The sequence below is a fragment of the Nocardioides okcheonensis genome (genome assembly GCF_020991065.1).
GTDB lineage: Bacteria > Actinomycetota > Actinomycetes > Propionibacteriales > Nocardioidaceae > Nocardioides > Nocardioides okcheonensis.
On sequence record NZ_CP087710.1, the window covers coordinates 2,866,209 to 2,883,266 of the forward strand.

Annotated in this window: 14 protein-coding genes; 11 read left to right on the plus strand and 3 right to left on the minus strand. The window is 72.7% G+C overall.

Features of this window, described 5'->3' with window-relative positions:
• Window positions 1-34 precede the first annotated feature (34 nt).
• Genes zwf through eda form a run of 3 tightly spaced genes read left to right on the plus strand, consistent with a single transcriptional unit; the run spans window position 35 to window position 4,042 of the window.
• Window positions 35-1,537 carry a glucose-6-phosphate dehydrogenase gene (gene zwf / locus LN652_RS13930; protein WP_230441219.1) on the plus strand — a complete coding sequence of 501 codons (1,503 nt, stop codon included), beginning with the start codon at window positions 35-37 and terminating at the stop codon, window positions 1,535-1,537.
• Window positions 1,534-3,408: a phosphogluconate dehydratase gene (edd, locus tag LN652_RS13935; RefSeq protein ID WP_230441220.1), complete on the plus strand. Its 1,875-nt coding sequence runs from the start codon at window positions 1,534-1,536 to the stop codon at window positions 3,406-3,408. The genes zwf and edd overlap by 4 nt, the downstream gene beginning before the upstream one ends.
• Window positions 3,392-4,042, plus strand: a complete 651-nt coding sequence (eda, locus tag LN652_RS13940) for a bifunctional 4-hydroxy-2-oxoglutarate aldolase/2-dehydro-3-deoxy-phosphogluconate aldolase (protein WP_230441221.1) — start codon at window positions 3,392-3,394, stop codon at window positions 4,040-4,042. Before edd ends, eda begins: the two co-directional genes overlap by 17 nt.
• A 159-nt stretch (window positions 4,043-4,201) precedes the next feature.
• Here the strand turns inward: eda and tadA are convergent, their stop codons facing one another.
• Both tadA and LN652_RS13950 read right to left on the minus strand, forming a co-directional pair.
• Window positions 4,202-4,651, minus strand: a complete 450-nt coding sequence (gene tadA, locus LN652_RS13945) for a tRNA adenosine(34) deaminase TadA (RefSeq protein WP_230441222.1) — start codon at window positions 4,649-4,651, stop codon at window positions 4,202-4,204.
• Entirely contained in the window at window positions 4,648-5,133 is a 486-nt protein-coding gene (locus LN652_RS13950) for a tRNA adenosine deaminase-associated protein (RefSeq protein WP_230441223.1), read from the minus strand. Before LN652_RS13950 ends, tadA begins: the two co-directional genes overlap by 4 nt.
• A 133-nt stretch (window positions 5,134-5,266) precedes the next feature.
• On the opposite strand from LN652_RS13950, the gene upp reads away from it, so the two are divergent.
• The 3 genes from upp (at window position 5,267) to pntB (ending at window position 9,135) form a co-directional block, all read left to right on the plus strand.
• Window positions 5,267-5,908, plus strand: coding sequence for a uracil phosphoribosyltransferase (gene upp, locus LN652_RS13955; RefSeq protein ID WP_230441224.1), 642 nt, complete (start codon window positions 5,267-5,269; stop codon window positions 5,906-5,908).
• Window positions 5,909-6,179: 271 nt separating this feature from the next.
• Window positions 6,180-7,709: a Re/Si-specific NAD(P)(+) transhydrogenase subunit alpha gene (locus LN652_RS13960; RefSeq protein WP_230441225.1), complete on the plus strand. Its 1,530-nt coding sequence runs from the start codon at window positions 6,180-6,182 to the stop codon at window positions 7,707-7,709.
• Window positions 7,710-7,713: 4 nt separating this feature from the next.
• Window positions 7,714-9,135, plus strand: a complete 1,422-nt coding sequence (gene pntB, locus LN652_RS13965) for a Re/Si-specific NAD(P)(+) transhydrogenase subunit beta (protein WP_230441226.1) — start codon at window positions 7,714-7,716, stop codon at window positions 9,133-9,135.
• A gap of 21 nt (window positions 9,136-9,156) precedes the next feature.
• Here the strand turns inward: pntB and LN652_RS13970 are convergent, their stop codons facing one another.
• Window positions 9,157-10,176, minus strand: a complete 1,020-nt coding sequence (locus LN652_RS13970; protein ID WP_230441227.1) for a LacI family DNA-binding transcriptional regulator — start codon at window positions 10,174-10,176, stop codon at window positions 9,157-9,159.
• Between the two features lie 129 nt (window positions 10,177-10,305).
• On the opposite strand from LN652_RS13970, the gene LN652_RS13975 reads away from it, so the two are divergent.
• From LN652_RS13975 to LN652_RS13995, 5 genes are all read left to right on the plus strand, one after another.
• The gene (locus LN652_RS13975) at window positions 10,306-11,592 is read left to right on the plus strand and encodes a sugar ABC transporter substrate-binding protein (protein ID WP_230441228.1); all 1,287 of its coding nucleotides are present in this window, start codon (window positions 10,306-10,308) and stop codon (window positions 11,590-11,592) included.
• Window positions 11,593-11,704: 112 nt separating this feature from the next.
• Window positions 11,705-13,315 (plus strand): ABC transporter permease subunit, encoded by a 1,611-nt coding sequence (locus tag LN652_RS13980; protein WP_230441229.1) that lies wholly within the window; start codon window positions 11,705-11,707, stop codon window positions 13,313-13,315.
• A 1-nt stretch (window position 13,316) separates the two neighbouring features.
• Window positions 13,317-14,273, plus strand: a complete 957-nt coding sequence (locus LN652_RS13985; RefSeq protein WP_230441230.1) for a sugar ABC transporter permease — start codon at window positions 13,317-13,319, stop codon at window positions 14,271-14,273.
• An 8-nt stretch (window positions 14,274-14,281) separates the two neighbouring features.
• Entirely contained in the window at window positions 14,282-16,171 is a 1,890-nt protein-coding gene (locus LN652_RS13990) for a glycoside hydrolase family 13 protein (RefSeq protein WP_230441231.1), read from the plus strand.
• Window positions 16,168-17,049, plus strand: a complete 882-nt coding sequence (locus LN652_RS13995; protein WP_230441232.1) for a phosphotransferase family protein — start codon at window positions 16,168-16,170, stop codon at window positions 17,047-17,049. The genes LN652_RS13990 and LN652_RS13995 overlap by 4 nt, the downstream gene beginning before the upstream one ends.
• The last annotated feature ends 9 nt before the right edge of the window (window positions 17,050-17,058 follow it).

Consider the following 17,058-nt stretch of genomic DNA (forward strand, 5'->3'; position numbering starts at 1 on the left):
TACAAAGAACCCAACGTCCTCTACCGTGGATCAGGTGACCCTCCCGACCACCGAGCTCGCGACCGAGCTGCCGGCGTGCGACTTCGTCGTCTTCGGCGGCACCGGCGACCTCGCGCTGCGCAAGCTGCTGCCGGCCCTCTACCACCGCGAGCGCGAGCACCAGCTGCCCCGCGACTTCCGCATCGTGGGCGCCTCGCGCAGCGAGATCGACGACGACGGCTACCGCGCGATGGCCCGCGAGGCCCTCGGCCGGCACGTCCCGGCCGCCGAGCTGGAGCCGGTCGCCGTCGACCGGATGCTCGAGCGGGTCCACCACCTCACCGTCGACGCGTCCGACCCCGAGGGCTGGCACCTGCTGCACGGGCTGCTCAAGGAGCACGACCGCGGCCAGGTGCGGGTGTTCTACCTCGCCGTCGCCCCCGCCCTCTTCGGCCCGATCTGCGACCGGCTCGACGAGATCGGCGTCGTCGAGCCGACGTCGCGCGTGGTGATGGAGAAGCCGATCGGCACCGACCTGGCCTCCGCCCGGCGGGTCAACGACGCCGTGGGCCGGGTCTTCGAGGAGCACCAGGTGTTCCGGATCGACCACTACCTCGGCAAGGAGAGCGTCCAGAACCTCCTCGTCACGCGCTTCGCCAACACCTTCCTCGAGCCGCTGTGGAACTCGCGCTGGGTCGACCACGTCCAGATCACGGTCGCCGAGACGCTCGGCGTCGGCGAGCGCGGCGCCTACTACGACACGTCCGGCGCGCTGCGCGACATGGTGCAGAACCACCTGCTCCAGCTGCTCTGCCTGGTCGCGATGGAGCCGCCGACGTACGTCGGCCGCGAGACGGTGCGCGACGAGAAGCTCAAGGTGCTGCAGGCGCTGCGGCCGATGACGGCCGAGGACGTCGACCGCGACACCGTCCGCGGGCGCTACGGCCAGGGCGTCGTCGACGGCGCCGTCGTGCCGTCCTACGACGAGGACCTCGGGCTGGCGCCCGGCGCCCCCGGCAGCGGCACCGAGACCTTCGTGGCGCTGCGCGCGGAGGTGCAGAACTGGCGGTGGGCGGGCGTGCCGTTCTTCCTGCGCACCGGCAAGCGGATGGGCCGTCGGCTCTCCGAGATCGTGGTGGTCTTCAAGGAGCCGCCGCACGCGATGTTCCCGCACTCCGAGGGCGCCGTCCTCGGCAACCGGCTGCACATCCAGCTCCAGCCCGAGGAGGGGATGCGGCTGCACATGACCGCCAAGGAGCCCGGTCCCGGCGGCATCCGCCTCCACCCGGTCTCGCTCGACCTCAGCTATGCGACCGCGTTCTCCGAGCGGTCGCCCGACGCCTACGAGCGGCTGCTCATGGACGTCATCAAGGGCAACCCCACCCTCTTCATGCGCCGCGACGAGGTCGAGGCCGCGTGGACGTGGGTCGAGCCCGTCCTCCGGCGCTGGCAGGCCGCCGGCGTCCCTCCCAAGCGCTACCCCGCCGGTACGTCCGGCCCGACCGCAGCGGCCATGCTCCTCGAGCGCGAGGGCCGGGCCTGGCAGGAGATCGAATGACCACCCACCAGATGCACCCCGTCGTCGCCGAGGTGACCGCCCGGATCGTCGAGCGCAGCAGCGCGAGCCGCGCGGCGTACCTCGCCCGGGTCCGCGCCGCCGCCGGCACCGGTCCGGCCGCGCGCACCGACCTCGGCTGCGCCAACCTCGCCCACGGCTTCGCCGCCAGCGAGCCCGCGGAGAAGACCGCGCTGCGCGGGCGCACCAAGCCCAACCTGGCGATCGTCACCAGCTACAACGACATGCTCTCGGCCCACCAGCCGTTCGTCGACTACCCGCCGGTGCTCAAGAAGGCGGCCGTGCGGGCGGGCGGCCTCGCCCAGGTCGCCGGCGGCGTCCCGGCGATGTGCGACGGCATCACCCAGGGCCGCGACGGCATGCAGCTCTCGCTCTACAGCCGCGACGTGATCGCGATGTCGACCGCGATCGCGCTCAGCCACGACATGTTCGACGGCGCGCTGCTGCTCGGCGTCTGCGACAAGATCGTCCCCGGGCTGCTGATCGGCGCGCTGTCGTTCGGCCACCTGCCGACGGTGTTCGTCCCGGCCGGGCCGATGCCGTCCGGCCTGCCCAACGGCGAGAAGGCCCGGGTGCGCCAGCTGCACGCGGAGGGCAAGGCGACCCGCGAGGAGCTGCTCGAGGCGGAGGCGGCGTCGTACCACTCGAAGGGCACCTGCACCTTCTACGGCACGGCCAACTCCAACCAGCTGCTGATGGAGGTCATGGGCCTGCACCTGCCGGGGTCGTCCTTCGTGAACCCCGGCACCCCGCTGCGCGAGGCGCTGACCCGCGCCGCCGCCGCGCGCGCCGTCGCGATCACGCGGCAGGGCGGCGAGCCGACGCCGGTCGGCGAGCTCGTCGACGAGCGCACCATCGTCAACGCGTGCGTCGCGCTGCTGGCCAGCGGCGGGTCGACCAACCACACGCTCCACCTCGTCGCGATCGCCCGCGCCGCCGGCATCGCGCTGACCTGGCAGGACCTCGCCGACCTGTCGGCCGTCGTGCCGCTGCTGTGCCGGATCTACCCCAACGGCCAGGCCGACGTGAACCACTTCCACGCCGCCGGCGGCATCGCGTACCTCGTCCACACCCTGCTGCGCGCCGGGATGCTGCACGAGGACGTGCAGACGATCGCCGGACGCGGGCTCTTGCACTACACGCGGGAGCCGGTGCTGCGCGGCACCGACCTGACCTGGGAGGAGGGTCCCAAGGCCAGCCTCGACCACGACGTGCTGCGGCCCGCGGACCAGCCGTTCTCCGTCGACGGCGGCCTCAAGGTGCTCACCGGACCGCTCGGCACGGCCGTCATCAAGACGTCGGCCGTACGCCCCGAGCACCGCGTCGTGACCGCGCCCGCGATGGTCTTCGACGACCAGGCCGACTTCCTCGCCGCCTTCGGCGAGGGTCGCCTCGACGGCCGCGACGTGGTCGCGGTCATCCGCTACCAGGGGCCCGCGGCCAACGGAATGCCCGAGCTGCACAAGCTCACTCCCGCCCTCGGCGTCCTGCAGGACCGCGGCCAGAAGGTCGCGATCGTCACCGACGGGCGGATGTCCGGCGCGTCCGGCAAGGTTCCGGCGGCCATCCACGTCACGCCCGAGGCGGCCCTCGGCGGTCCCCTGTCGCGGGTCGTCGACGGCGACGTCATCACCGTCGACGCCGACGGCGGCCGGCTGACGGTGGCCGACGAGGACGTCCTGCGGCACCGCCCGAGCACCGGCCGCGCGCCGGTCGGCGAGGAGTTCGCCGGCACCGGCCGCGAGCTGTTCGCCGCGTTCCGCGCCACCGTCGGCCCGGCCGACGCCGGCGCCAGCGTCTTCCCCGCGTTCGACATGCCCACCCCGGAGGTGCCCGTTGTCCAGCCTGCCTGAGCCGTCCGCCGGCTCCACCCGGTCCGTCCTCGACGTCGTCCCGGTGATGCCGGTCGTCGTCGTCGACGACCTCGCCCACGCCGTCCCGATCGCGCGGGCGCTGGTCGCGGGCGGCCTGCCCGCGATCGAGCTCACCCTGCGCACCCCGGTCGCGCTCGACGCGATCGCCGCCATCGCGGCCGAGGTCCCCGAGATCCTGGTCGGCGCCGGCACGGTCGTCGCCCCCGGCCAGGCCAAGCTCGCCCAGGACGCCGGCGCGCAGTTCCTCGTCTCGCCCGGCGCCACGCCCGCGCTGCTCGACGCGATGGCCGCCACCGGCCTGCCGTTCCTGCCCGGCACCTCGACGGTGTCGGAGGTGCTCGCGGTCCTCGAGGCCGGGTTCACCGACATGAAGTTCTTCCCGGCCGAGGCCGCCGGCGGGGCGCCGTGGCTGAAGTCGGTCGCCGCCCCCGTCCCGGACGCCCGCTTCTGCCCGACCGGCGGGATCACCGCGGCGTCCGCCCCGGCGTACCTCGCCCTCCCCAACGTCGGCTGCGTCGGCGGCTCCTGGCTGACCCCCGCCGACGTCGTCGGCCGCGGCGACTGGGCCGAGGTCGAGCGCCGGGCGCGGGAGGCCGCCGCCCTCGCGGGCTAGGGAGGCGGCCGCGGCCCGCGCCCCCACGGGGTGTAGTCCAGTGGGGGATGGCTGGCATCCGGCCTCCCGGACAGCCAACGCTCACTGGACTACCGCGGCGGGGAGCCAACCCTCACTGGACTATCCCCGGGCGGGCGGGCCGGAGCAGGCGGGCGTACGTCAGCGGTGGCGCGCGAAGAAGCCGTCGAGGAGCGCGGTGGACTCCTCGGCGAGGACGCCGCCCACGACCTCGGGACGGTGGTTGAGGCGGCGGTCGCGGACCACGTCCCAGAGCGAGCCGACGGCGCCGAGCTTCTCGTCGTAGGCCCCGAAGACGAGGCGGTCGACGCGGGCGAGGACGAGGGCGCCGGCGCACATCGTGCAGGGCTCGAGCGTCACCACCAGCGTGCAGCCCGTCAGGCGCCACTCGCCGCGGGCGGCCGCGGCGGCGCGGAGCGCGACGACCTCGGCGTGGCCGGTGGGGTCGCCCTCGGCCTCGCGGGTGTTGCGGCCGGTGCCGACGACCTCGCCGGCCGCGTCGAGCACGACGGCGCCGACCGGGACGTCGTCACCGGCGAGCGCGGCCTGCGCCTCGGCCAGGGCCAGGCGCATCGCTTCCTCGTGGCTCATGCAGACGTGAGCCCGACGGTGTCGTCGAAGAGCTGGCCGAAGCCGAGCCGGCCGGCGATGTCGGAGAGCACCTCGTCAGGGTAGAGCTCGACGTCGTCGAGGATCGCGCCGAGGTCGACGGCGTGCAGCCCGAGGTCGGCGAGCAGGTCGAGGTCGCCGGCCGGCACCTCGACGTCGTCGTCCTCCGGGGGCGGCAGGCCGAGGAAGTCGATGGCCGACTGGGCGAGCTCCCACTCGTCGGCGGCCGTCACGTCGGAGAGCAGCACGCGGGTGGTGGCGCCCTCGACCCGCACCAGCACGAAGAAGTCCTCGTCGACGGCGACCATCCCGACCGCCCCCGCGTCGCCCGGAAGCCGGCGCAGCGCGTGGCTCAGCGACTCGACGGACTCGAAGGCGGGCGAGGCGATGTCCTGGAGCTGCCAGGCGCCGTCCTCGCGGAAGGCGGCCAGCGCGAAGTCGACCTCGTCGCTCTGCTCGGACACGGCCCACCTCCCCACGCCTCGTCGGACCCGTCCAGAGTCGCAGAAACCCAGGGGCCCGCCAACCCCGTTCCGGCTCGGGTCTGGTCCGCTCCTGCCTCGATCCGGGACCGCCGCGCCCACTAGGGTGAGGGCCATGCGCCTGCACGTGGTGAACCACCCCCTCGTCTCCCACAAGCTCACCGTCCTCCGCGACGAGAACACCGACTCGCCGACCTTCCGTCGGCTGACCGACGAGCTGGTGACCCTCCTGGCCTACGAGGCCACGCGCGAGGTGCGCGTCGAGCCGATGGGCATCACGACCCCGGTCGGCCCGACCACAGGCGTCTACCTCGCCCAGCCCAAGCCGATGGTGGTCCCGATCCTGCGCGCCGGGCTCGGCATGCTCGACGGGATGATGCGGCTGCTGCCGACCGCCGAGGTCGGCTTCCTCGGCATGGTCCGCAACGAGGAGACGCTCGAGGCGTCGACCTACGCCGAGCGCCTGCCCGAGGACCTGTCCGGGCGCCAGTGCTACGTCCTCGACCCGATGCTGGCCACCGGCGGCACCCTCGCGGCGGCGATCCGGTTCCTCACCGACCGCGGCGCCGACGACATCACCGCGATCTGCCTCCTCGTCGCGCCGGAGGGCGTCGCCAACCTCGAGGCCGGCCTCGAGGGCCTCGACGTCCCGGTCACGGTCGTGACCGCCGCGCAGGACGAGAAGCTCAACGACAAGGGCTACATCGTCCCCGGCCTCGGCGACGCCGGCGACCGGCTCTACGGCGTCGCGCACTGACGCCCGTACCCCCCACCGTCCGTACTCCCCACTTCTGTCCCCACCCCTGTCCCCACCCCTCCCGATAGTCCGCTGCGATCGGCCGGTCCAGGAGGCCCCGTGAGCGGCCGATCGCAGCGGACTACTGGTGGGGCTGGGGACGACGGTCCCGGACTGGATCGATCCAACCCCGCCACCCGTGACGACGGTCACCTGAGACTCCCGTGGCAGGCACCCGGTGTTCGGTACGTTGAGCGCGGCCAGACACCCGTGCCCCACGCAGGAGGCAGCAGTGCGCATCGGCATCCCCCGCGAGTCCCGTCCCGGCGAGACGCTGGTCGCGGCCACGGCGACGACGGCGGCGAGGCTCGCCGCCCTGGGCTACGAGGTGGTGGTCGAGCACGGCGCGGGGGAGGCGGCGGACCAGCCCGACACGGCCTACGAGGGCGCCGGCGTGCGCCTCGGCGAAGCCGACGACGTGTGGTCGAGCGACGTGGTGGTGAAGGTCAACGCGCCGTCCGACGAGGAGCTCGCGCGGCTGCGGCCCGGCGCGACCGTCGTCGGCCTGCTGGCCCCGGCCCGCAGCCCCGAACTGGTCGAGCGCCTCGCCGCGGCCGGCGTGACGGCGCTCGCGATGGACGCGGTGCCGCGGATCTCGCGCGCCCAGTCGATGGACGTGCTGTCGTCGATGGCCAACGTCGCGGGCTACCGCGCGGTCATCGAGGCGGCCCACGAGTTCGGCCGGCTCTTCACCGGCCAGGTCACCGCGGCCGGCAAGGTCCCGCCCGCGCGGGTCTTCGTCGTCGGCGCCGGCGTCGCAGGGCTCGCCGCGATCGGGGCCGCGGGCTCGCTGGGCGCGGTCGTGCGGGCGTTCGACGTACGCCCCGAGGTCGCCGAGCAGGTCGAGTCGATGGGCGCGCAGTTCGTCACCGTCGACATGGAGCAGGAGGTCTCCTCCGACGGCTACGCCAAGGAGATGACCGCCGAGCAGGAGGCCGCGACCGCGGCGATGTACGACGAGGAGGCGCGCGCCGCCGACATCGTCATCACCACCGCGCTCATCCCCGGCCGCCCGGCGCCGCTGCTGGTGACCGCCGAGACGGTCGCGGCGATGCGACCCGGGTCGGTCGTCGTCGACATGGCCGCCGCCAACGGCGGCAACGTCGCCGCGACGGTCAAGGACGAGAAGGTGGTCACCGCCAACGGGGTCACGGTGCTCGGCTACACCGACCTCGCCGGCCGCCTGGCCGCGCAGACCAGCCAGCTCTACGGCACCAACATCGTCAACCTGCTGACCCTGCTCACCCCGGGCAAGGACGGCGTCCTCGCGCTCGACCTCGACGACGTGGTCCAGCGCGGCATCACCGTGACCCGCGACGGCGAGACGATGTGGCCGCCGCCGCCGGTGCAGGTCTCGGCCGCGCCGGCAGCTGCCGCGCCGGCCGCGACGGAGCCCGTCGTGCAGAAGGCCCCGCCCGACCCCCGCCGCCGGATGTACGCCGCCGGGCTCGCGGCGGTGCTGTTCCTCGCGCTGGCGACGGCCGCCCCGCCGAGCTTCCTGCCGAGCCTGACGGTCTTCGTGCTCGCGGTGGTGATCGGCTTCTACGTCATCGGCAACGTCCACCACGCGCTCCACACCCCGCTCATGAGCGTCACCAACGCGATCAGCGGGATCATCGTGGTCGGCGCGGTCCTCCAGGCGCCCACCGACAACGTCGTGGTCCAGGTCATCGCCGGGATCGCGGTCCTGCTCGCCAGCATCAACGTCTTCGGTGGCTTCACGGTCACCCGGCGGATGCTCAACATGTTCCAGAAGGGCTGAGCCGGTGGTCGAGTTCGTCCAGGGCGCCTACATCCTCGCGGCGCTCCTCTTCATCCTCGCGCTCGCCGGGCTGAGCCGGCACGAGACCGCGCGACGCGGCAACGCCTTCGGCATCGCGGGCATGGCGCTCGCGCTGGTCGCGACGCTGCTGCTGGTCCTCGACCTGCTCGGGCGCGACTACGTCGACCAGGGCCCCGTCGTGACCGGCCTGGTGATCGTCCTGGTCGCCGGCACGGTCGGGGCACTGATCGGGCTCCGGCTCGCCCGGCGCGTCGAGATGACCGGCATGCCCGAGCTGATCGCGATGATGCACAGCTTCGTCGGCCTGGCCGCGGTGATGGTCGGCTACAACACCTTCATCGAGGGCGCCGACGCACCGGGCCTGACCGACGGCGTGCACAACGCCGAGGTCTTCGTCGGCGTCTTCATCGGCGCGGTCACCTTCACCGGCTCGGTCGTCGCCAACCTCAAGCTCAGCGCCCGGATGTCGTCGGCCCCGATGACGCTGCCGGGCCGACACCTGCTCAACCTCGCCATCCTGGTCGCCTCCGTGCTGCTGATGGTCTGGTTCATGAACGCCTACGCCTGGGACGGGCTGTGGGCGCTGCTGCTCATGACCGTCCTCGCGCTGGTGCTCGGCTTCCACCTCGTCGCGGCCATCGGCGGCGGAGACATGCCGGTGGTCGTGTCGATGCTCAACAGCTACTCCGGGTGGGCCGCGGCCGCGGCCGGGTTCATGCTCGGCAACGACCTGCTGATCATCACCGGCGCGCTCGTCGGCTCGTCCGGTGCGATCCTCAGCTGGATCATGTGCAGGGCGATGAACCGCTCGTTCGTCAGCGTGATCGCCGGCGGGTTCGGCTCCGACGGGGCGGTCAGCGGCGAGGCCCGCGACTACGGCGAGCACCGCGAGATCCAGGCCGACGCGGTCGCCGAGCTGCTGGCGAACGCCTCGAGCGTGGTGATCACGCCCGGCTACGGGATGGCGGTCGCGCAGGCGCAGTACCCGGTCGCGGAGATGACGAAGAAGCTGCGCGAGAAGGGCGTCGACGTGCGCTTCGGCATCCACCCCGTCGCCGGCCGCCTGCCCGGGCACATGAACGTGCTGCTCGCCGAGGCCAAGGTGCCCTACGACATCGTGCTCGAGATGGACGAGATCAACGACGACCTCCCCGACACCGACGTCGTCCTGGTCATCGGCGCCAACGACACCGTCAACCCGGCCGCGATGGAGGAGCCCGGCTCCCCCATCGCCGGGATGCCGGTCCTCGAGGTGTGGAAGGCGCGCGACGTCGTCGTGTTCAAGCGGTCGATGGCCACCGGCTACGCCGGCGTGCAGAACCCGCTGTTCTTCAAGGACAACACCCAGATGCTGTTCGGGGACGCCAAGGACAAGGTCACCGAGATCGTCTCCGCGCTGGGCTGACCGCAGGGACGGGGCCGGGCGTCAGTCCGGCGCGCTGGCGGTCGAGCCACGCACCACCAGCTCGGGGCGGTAGAGCACCTCGCCCCCGTGCGGCGGGGAACCGGCGATCTGCTCGGCGATCTCCTGGCTCGCCGCCTGGGCGAGCGCCTCGGCCGGCTGCCGCACGGTCGTGAGCGGCGGGTCGCAGAACTCCATCATCTGGCTGTCGTCGCTGCCGACGACGGACACGTCCTCCGGCACCCGCAGCCCGCGCCCGCGCGCCGCGCGCACGACGCCGAGCGCCATCACGTCGGAGCCGCAGACGATCCCGGTGACGCCGCGGTCGAGCAGCCGCTCGGCGGCGCTCTGCCCGCCCTGCACGGAGTACGTCGTGCTCTCGACGAGGTCCGCGGCGTCGAGGTCGTCGGGGACCAGGCCGCGTCGGGCGACGGTGGCGAGGAAGGCGTCCTTCTTGCGCTGCGCCGGGACGTAGCGCAGCTGGCCGAGCGCTGCGCCGATGCGGCGGTGGCCCATGTGCTCGAGGTGCTGCACGGCGAGCTCGACGGCGGCCACGTCGTCGGTGGAGACGCACGGCGCCTCAAGGCCCGCGAGCGCGCCGTTGACGAGCACGACGGGCAGGCCCAGGTCGAGCAGCCGCTGGTAGCGGGCGGGGTCGCTGTTGACCAGGGCGTGCACGCCCGAGACGAAGACGATGCCGGCCACCGAGTGCTCGAGCAGGTTGGCGACGTAGTCGTCCTCGTGCACGCCGCCCAGCGTCTGGCTGCACAGCACGGTCGACAGGCCCACCCGGGAGAGGTGCAGCTCGAGGTGGTGCGCGAGCCGCGGGAAGAAGGGGTTCTCCAGCTCCGGCATGACCAGGCCGACCAGCCCGCCGGCGCGGGGCCGCAGGCGTACGGGCCGGTCGTAGCCGAGCACGTCGATGGCGGTGAGCACCTGGCGCCGGGTCTGCGGGCTCACGTTGGGCTGCTCGTTGAGGACCCGGCTGACGGTGCTGATGCTGACGCCGGAGCGCTCCGCGATCTCGCTCAGCCTGATCCTCACGCGGGTCACTCTAGTGACCCTCGCCACTCCCGTCGCCACTGGTGTGGGAAATTTTGCAGACACTTTCCATGACTGCAAACCGCTGCTAGGTTGTGGCGACCCTCACACCTGTCGCCCCTCGGAGGACCCATGCGCAGACTGTCCCGCACCCTCGGCCCCGTCGCCGTCGCGGTGCTCGCCCTCACCGCCGCCGGCTGCGGCGGAGGCTCGGGATCGGGCTCCGGCTCGTCCGACGCCGACAGCACGTCCAGCTCGAGCCCGTCCGCCGACGGTGGTGGCGGCGACGCCGACCTCCTCGTGTGGACCGACGCGCTGAAGATCGACGCCGTCAAGCAGGTCGCCGAGGACTTCGGCGAGGCCAACGGCATCAACGTCAAGGTCCAGGCGATCTCGGAGGACCTGCAGGGCAGCTTCGTGACCGCGGACGCGGCCGGCAACGGCCCCGACGTCGTCGTCGGCGCCCACGACTGGATCGGCAACCTGGTCCAGAACGGCGCCATCGACCCGCTCAACCTCGCGCCCGACGAGCTCTCGGGCTACTCCGAGAAGGCCGTGCAGGCGACGACCTACGACGGCAAGCTCTACGGCGTGCCCTACGGCATCGAGGCGCTCGCCCTCTACCGCAACACCGAGGTCGTGCCCGACGAGCCGGCGAGCATGGACGACGCCATCGCCGCGGGCGAGGCGGCGGTCAAGGCCGGCAAGGTCGACTCCGCGCTCAACCTGCCGGTCGGGGAGCTCGGCGACGCCTACCACATGGAGCCGATCCTGACCTCGTTCGGCGGCTACATCTTCTCCTACGACGACGCCACCGGCTACGACGCCCAGGACGTCGGCATCGGCAAGGAGGGCTCGGTCAAGGCGGCCGAGGAGATCTCCCGCCTGGCCAAGGCCAAGGTGCTGCGCACCTCGATCAGCGGTGACAACTCGATCGCCCTGTTCACCAGCGGCAAGGCCGCCTTCCTCGTCTCCGGCCCGTGGGCCCTGGCCGACGTGAAGAAGGCCGGCTTCGACTACGCCATCCAGCCGGTCCCCGGCTTCGACGGCGAGGAGGCGGCGGCGCCGTTCATGGGCGCGCAGGCGTTCATGGTCGCCGCCAACGGCAAGAACAAGGACATCGCGCAGGAGTTCGTCAACAACGGCGTCAACAGCGAGGACGCCATGATGTCGCTCTACGAGGGCACCCAGCTCCCGCCGGCCATGACCGCCGTGCAGGACCAGGTCGACGACGCCGACCTGAGCGTGTTCACCGAGGCCGCCAACGCCGCCGCGCCGATGCCCGCCATCCCGGCCATGGCCTCGGTCTGGGAGCCGCTGGGCAAGGCCTACGCCGCGATCGTCAGCGGCAAGGACCCGGTCTCGACCATCCAGTCGGCCGGCGACACCATCACCAAGGCGATCGCCGACGCCGGCTGATCGACCGCACGGACCCGGCGGGCGGCCCACGCCGCCCGCCGGGACCGGACCGCGCACGCCCGCACCCGGCCCACCCCCCCCAGCCCGCTCGGACCCGTGAAGGGGAAGTGACATGGCGGACCTCCAGACCAGCGACCCCTCGACCGACACCGAGCCGCGGCGCCGCTTCACCCAGCCCGGTCGCGACGGCGTCCCTGCGCTGCTGGTGAAGGTGCTGTTCCTCGGTGTCGTCGTCGGCACCGCGATCGCGCTCAGCCCGGCCCTCGTCGGCAACGGGTCCTGGTTCTTCCTCGGCGCCATCTGGGTGGTCGCCGCGATCCTCGTCGCGACCTACGCGACCGGTCGCGCGCTGCCCGCGAAGTACCTCGTGCCCGGCACCTTGATGCTGGCCCTCTTCGTGGTCTACCCGATCGCGCTCACCGCGAAGACGTCGTTCACCAACTACGGCGACGGCACCCGCAACGACAAGCAGACCACCGTCGACCAGATCGTCGGCTCGTCGGTCACCCGGTCGGCGGACTCGCCGCAGTACAACCTCACCGTCGCCACCGACGGCGACCCCGCGTCCGGGCCGTTCACCTACTTCCTGGTGCCGCAGGACGACCCGGAGTCCGTCTTCGAGGGCACCGCCGACGGCCTCGAGGAGGACCCGTCCGGGGTCACCCTCGACAACGGCCGGGTCACCGCGGTCGACGGCTACACGATCCTGAACATCAAGCAGATCAGCGCCGCGTCCGACGCGCTCGACGAGATCGCCGTCCCGACCGACGACGACACCTTCATCGTCCGCGACGGCACGAGCGAGGCGTTCGAGGGAGCGCCGACGCTGGTCTACGACGAGGACGCGGACACGATCACCGACACGACCAGCGACACGGTCTACACCGTCGCCAAGCAGGGTGACCGCGAGTACTTCGTCGACGGCGACGGCACGCGGATCTCCGACCAGTCGTGGACCGCCAACGTCGGCACCCGCAACTACGAGCGGATCGCCACCGACTCCCAGATCCGCACCGACTTCGCGAAGATCTTCGTCTGGAACGTCGTCTTCGCCACCTTGTCGGTGGTCGGCACGTTCCTGCTCGGCCTGCTGTTCGCCATCACCCTCAACGACCCGCGGGTGCGCGGCCAGAAGATCTACCGGGCGCTGCTGATCCTGCCCTACGCGATCCCCGGCTTCATCTCGCTGCTGCTCTGGTCGAGCTTCTACAACCGCGACTTCGGCCTGATCAACGACCTGACCGGCCTCGACGTCAACTGGTTCGGCGGCGCCACGACCGCCAAGATCGCGGTGCTCATCACCAACCTCTGGATGGGCTTCCCCTACATGTTCCTGGTCTCGACCGGTGCCCTGCAGGCGATCCCCGAGGACCTGCGGGAGGCCGCCACGATCGACGGGGCCGGCGGGTTCGCCGGCTTCCGGCGGATCACCTTCCCGCTGCTGCTGGTGACGGTCGCGCCGCTGCTGGTGGCCACCTTCGCCTTCAACTTCAACAACTTCGGTGCCATCTACCTCCTCACCGGAGGCGGCCCGTTCACGCCGGAGAACCCGACGGCCGGAGGCACCGACATCCTGATCAGCTATCTCTACCGGCTCGCCTTCGGCGCGGGAGGCGTGCAGATCGGCTTCGCGTCCGCCGTCTCGGTGGTCCTGTTCGTCATCACCGGCGTGATGGCGGCCCTGCAGTTCCGCGCCACCCGCTCCCTCGAGGATGTGAACTGAGATGACCCAGGTCCAGGGCCCGCCGCCGGGCGCCACCATCGTCGAGGACGCCCCGCCCACCGAGGCGGGTGGCGGACGTCGTCGCCGCGACCCGGCACCGAGGACGAAGATGCCCCCCGGGCGCTGGTTCCGCGAGATCGGCTGGCGCCACCTCGTCGGCGTGCTGGCCGTGGTGTGGGCGCTCTTCCCGGTCTCCTACCTGGTCTCGGCGTCGCTCAACCCGCTCGGCAACGTCGTCACCTCGACGATGATCCCGAGGTCGTTCAGCCTCGACAACTTCACCCAGCTCATCGACGAGCAGCCGTTCGGCACGTGGTACCGCAACAGCATCATCGTGTGCATCTGCGTGGTCTTCGTGCAGCTGCTGTTCAGCACGTTCGCCGCCTACGCGTTCAGCCGGTTCCGGTTCAAGGGCCGTCGCGGCGGCCTGCTCGCGCTGCTGCTGATCCAGATGTTCCCGCAGTTCCTCGCCGCGGTCGCGCTCTACCTGATGTTCACCGAGATCGGCGAGGTGATCCCCGCCGTCGGCCTCGACACGCTGCCCGGCTACATCCTGATGATGTGCGGCGGCTCGCTCGGCCAGGTCTGGCTGATCAAGGGCTTCTTCGACTCGATCCCGATGTCGCTCGACGAGGCGGCGATGATCGACGGCGCCAGCCACGTGCAGGTCTTCTTCCGGATCATCCTGCCGCTGCTCCAGCCGATCCTCGCGGTCTGCGGCCTGCTGGTCTTCGTCGGCGTGATGGGCGAGTTCCTGATGGCCTCGATCTTCCTGCGCGACGAGGGCAACAAGACCCTCGCGACCGGTCTCTACGGCCTCATCGACGCCGACCGCTCCAACAACCTCGGCGTCTTCGCCGCCGGCTCCATCATGACCGCGATCCCGGTCGTGCTCCTGTTCCTGTACCTCCAGAAGTTCATCGTCGGCGGCATCACCGCCGGCGGTGTGAAGGGCTGACCCCGCCGATGCCGCGCCACCCCCACCCGCTCGACCCGCACCACGACGGCTCCGTCCACTACGTCGTCGGCGACACCTCGGTCCTCGGCGGCCGGGTGACGCTGCGCGTGCGGGTCCCGCACGACGAGGACGGTACGCCTGGGGCGACGCGGGTCGTGCTCCGTGCGGTGCGCGACGGCGAGCCCGCGATCGGGCAGGCCGAGCAGGTGTCCACCGACGCGGCGGGCGCGTGGTGGGAGGTCGACCTGCGGCTGGTCAACCGGCTCACCTCCTACCGCTTCCTCGTCTCCCGCGGCCCCCACGACTTCCGCTGGCTCACCGCCACCGGCGTGCACGACCGCGACGTCTCCGACGGCGGCGACTTCCGGATCAGCACCGACCACCGGCTGCCGGACTGGGTCGCCGACCAGGTCGGCTACCAGGTCTTCCCGGACCGGTTCGGCCGCACCGAGACCGACGCCCCGGTGCCGGACTGGGCGATCGAGTGCGACTGGGACCAGCCGGTCGTGCACAAGGGTCCCGACGTGCCGTACCAGCTCTACGGCGGCACCCTCGACGGCGTCGCCGACCACCTCGACCAGCTCGACGTGCTGGGGGCGACGCTGCTCTACCTCACGCCCGTCTTCGAGGCCTGGTCCACCCACCGCTACGACGCCGTCTCCTTCGACCGCGTCGACCCGCTCCTCGGCGGCGACGAGGCCCTCGAGCGGCTCGCGAAGGCGGTCCACGACCACGGCCTGCGGCTGATGGGCGACCTCACCACCAACCACACCGGCCAGCACCACGACTGGTTCCTGCGTGCGCTCGCCGACCCCGACGCGCCCGAGCGGGCGTTCTACCGCTTCTCCGACGAGCACCCGCACGGCTACGCCGCGTGGCTCGACATCGAGAGCCTGCCCAAGCTCGACCACACCTCGCAGGAGATGGCCCGGCGCCTCTACGCCGGCGAGGACTCCGTGGTCGCCCACTGGCTGCGCCGCGGCCTCGACGGGTGGCGCGTCGACGTCGCCAACATGACGGGTCGCCTGGGCGGCGACGACCTCGCGCACACCGTCGCCCAGCGGATCCGCGGCACCATCGACGAGGTGTCGCCGGACGCCTGGCTGCTCGCCGAGCACGGCCACGACGCCACCGCCGACCTCACCGGCCCGGGCTGGCACGGCACCATGGACTACGCCGGGTTCACCCGGCCGGTCTGGTGCTGGCTCAACGGCGGCGCCCCGGACGGTCCCGGCCTCCCGCACGGCCTGGACTACCTCGGCCTGCCCGTCGACATCCCGGTGCTGCCGGGCACCGCCGCCGTCGCCACGATGCGGGAGGTGCACGGGGCGATGCCGTGGGCGTCCTGGCAGGGCTCGACGATGCACCTCGACTCCCACGACACCCCCCGCTTCCGCACGGTGACCGGGGGCGGCACCGGCGGGGGCACCGACCTCGACGGCACCGGTCGCGACCTGCACCTCGTCGGCCTGGGCCTGCAGATGACGATGCCGGGCGTGCCGGTGGTCTTCATGGGCGACGAGCTCGGCCTCACCGCGGTCGACGGCGAGCACGCGCGCACGCCCTACCCCTGGGACCGTCCGGACACCTGGGACCGTGCGACGTTCGAGGCCTACCAGCAGTGGATCGCGCTGCGGCGCGACCACGTCGCCCTGCGCCGCGGTGGCCTGCGGTGGCTGCACGCCGGCGAGGACTCGATGACCTACCTCCGCGAGCACCCCGACGAGACGCTGCTGGTCCACGCCGTACGCCGTCCGGCGGAGGCGGTGGCGCTGCCGGCCGGTGCGCTCGGCCCCGACGCCTCGCTCACCGCCCTGGCGGGCGACGCGGCCGGCGTCGTCGACGGCGTGCTGCGGCTGCCCGGCACGACCGGCGTCTCCGTCCACCGCGTCGGGTGAGCCCGGGAGCGGACCGGGGCGCGCTCGACCGCCTGCGGGCTGCCGGGTTCCCGGTCACCCACGAGGTCGGGCGCGGGATGGAGGGCGTGGTGGCGGCGCTCGACGACGAGCGCGTGGTCAAGGCGTGGGACCGGCGCCCGCGCGCGGAGGTCGACCGGCTGCGCACGTTCTACGCCGCCGTCGCGACCGGACTGCGCGACGTGGGCGCGCCGTTCGCGGTGCCGGAGGTCCTCGAGGTCGCGGAGGTCGGTGGGCTCGTCGTCACCGTGCACCCCTGGCTCCGCGGCCGGGCGCTCGCGCTCGACGGCACCCGCCCCGAGCCGGTGGTCGAGGTCCTCGAGTGGCTGGCGCGGGTCGAGCCCCACCCGGACATGGCGGCGCTCCCCGTCCCGGACGGGGAGGCGGCGTTCGACCCGGCCGTCCCGTTCGGGTGGTCGATGGCGGCGCTGGTCGAGCGCCGGGCACCGCTGCTCGGCGACGCGGTCGCGCCCGGGGTGGTCGACCGGCTGGCCGCCGCGCTGCGCGCGCTCGAGCCGGTGCCGCCGCGCCTGGTGCACGGCGACCTCGGCCCGGTGCACGTGCTCCTCGAGGACGGGCGCCCGACCGGGCTGCTCGACTTCGGCTACGTCTCCACCGTGGGCGACCCGGCCTTCGACGCCGCGGTCGCGGCGTGCCTCCAGGACATGTTCGGTCCCGGCGCGGCGGCGGCGACCGCGGCGTTCGACGAGCTGTCGGTCGGCCGGCTGGGCCACGACCCGGACCGGCTCGTGCTGCACCGGGCGGCGTACGGGCTGGTCACCGCCAGCTGCCTGGCCGACCACCCGGGTCGGCACCTGACGTGGTGCCTCGACCTGGTCGGGGCGTGGGACGGGCGCTGAGCGCCCGAC

Coding starts and splice junctions, on each gene's coding strand:
- LN652_RS13985 (WP_230441230.1), top strand. CDS start 13,317: ATGACCCAGGTCCAGGGCCCGCCGCCGGGCGCCACCATCGTCGAGGAC.
- upp (WP_230441224.1), top strand. CDS start 5,267: ATGCGCCTGCACGTGGTGAACCACCCCCTCGTCTCCCACAAGCTCACC.
- LN652_RS13980 (WP_230441229.1), top strand. CDS start 11,705: ATGGCGGACCTCCAGACCAGCGACCCCTCGACCGACACCGAGCCGCGG.
- edd (WP_230441220.1), top strand. CDS start 1,534: ATGACCACCCACCAGATGCACCCCGTCGTCGCCGAGGTGACCGCCCGG.
- LN652_RS13975 (WP_230441228.1), top strand. CDS start 10,306: ATGCGCAGACTGTCCCGCACCCTCGGCCCCGTCGCCGTCGCGGTGCTC.
- tadA (WP_230441222.1), bottom strand. CDS start 4,651: ATGAGCCACGAGGAAGCGATGCGCCTGGCCCTGGCCGAGGCGCAGGCC.
- LN652_RS13990 (WP_230441231.1), top strand. CDS start 14,282: ATGCCGCGCCACCCCCACCCGCTCGACCCGCACCACGACGGCTCCGTC.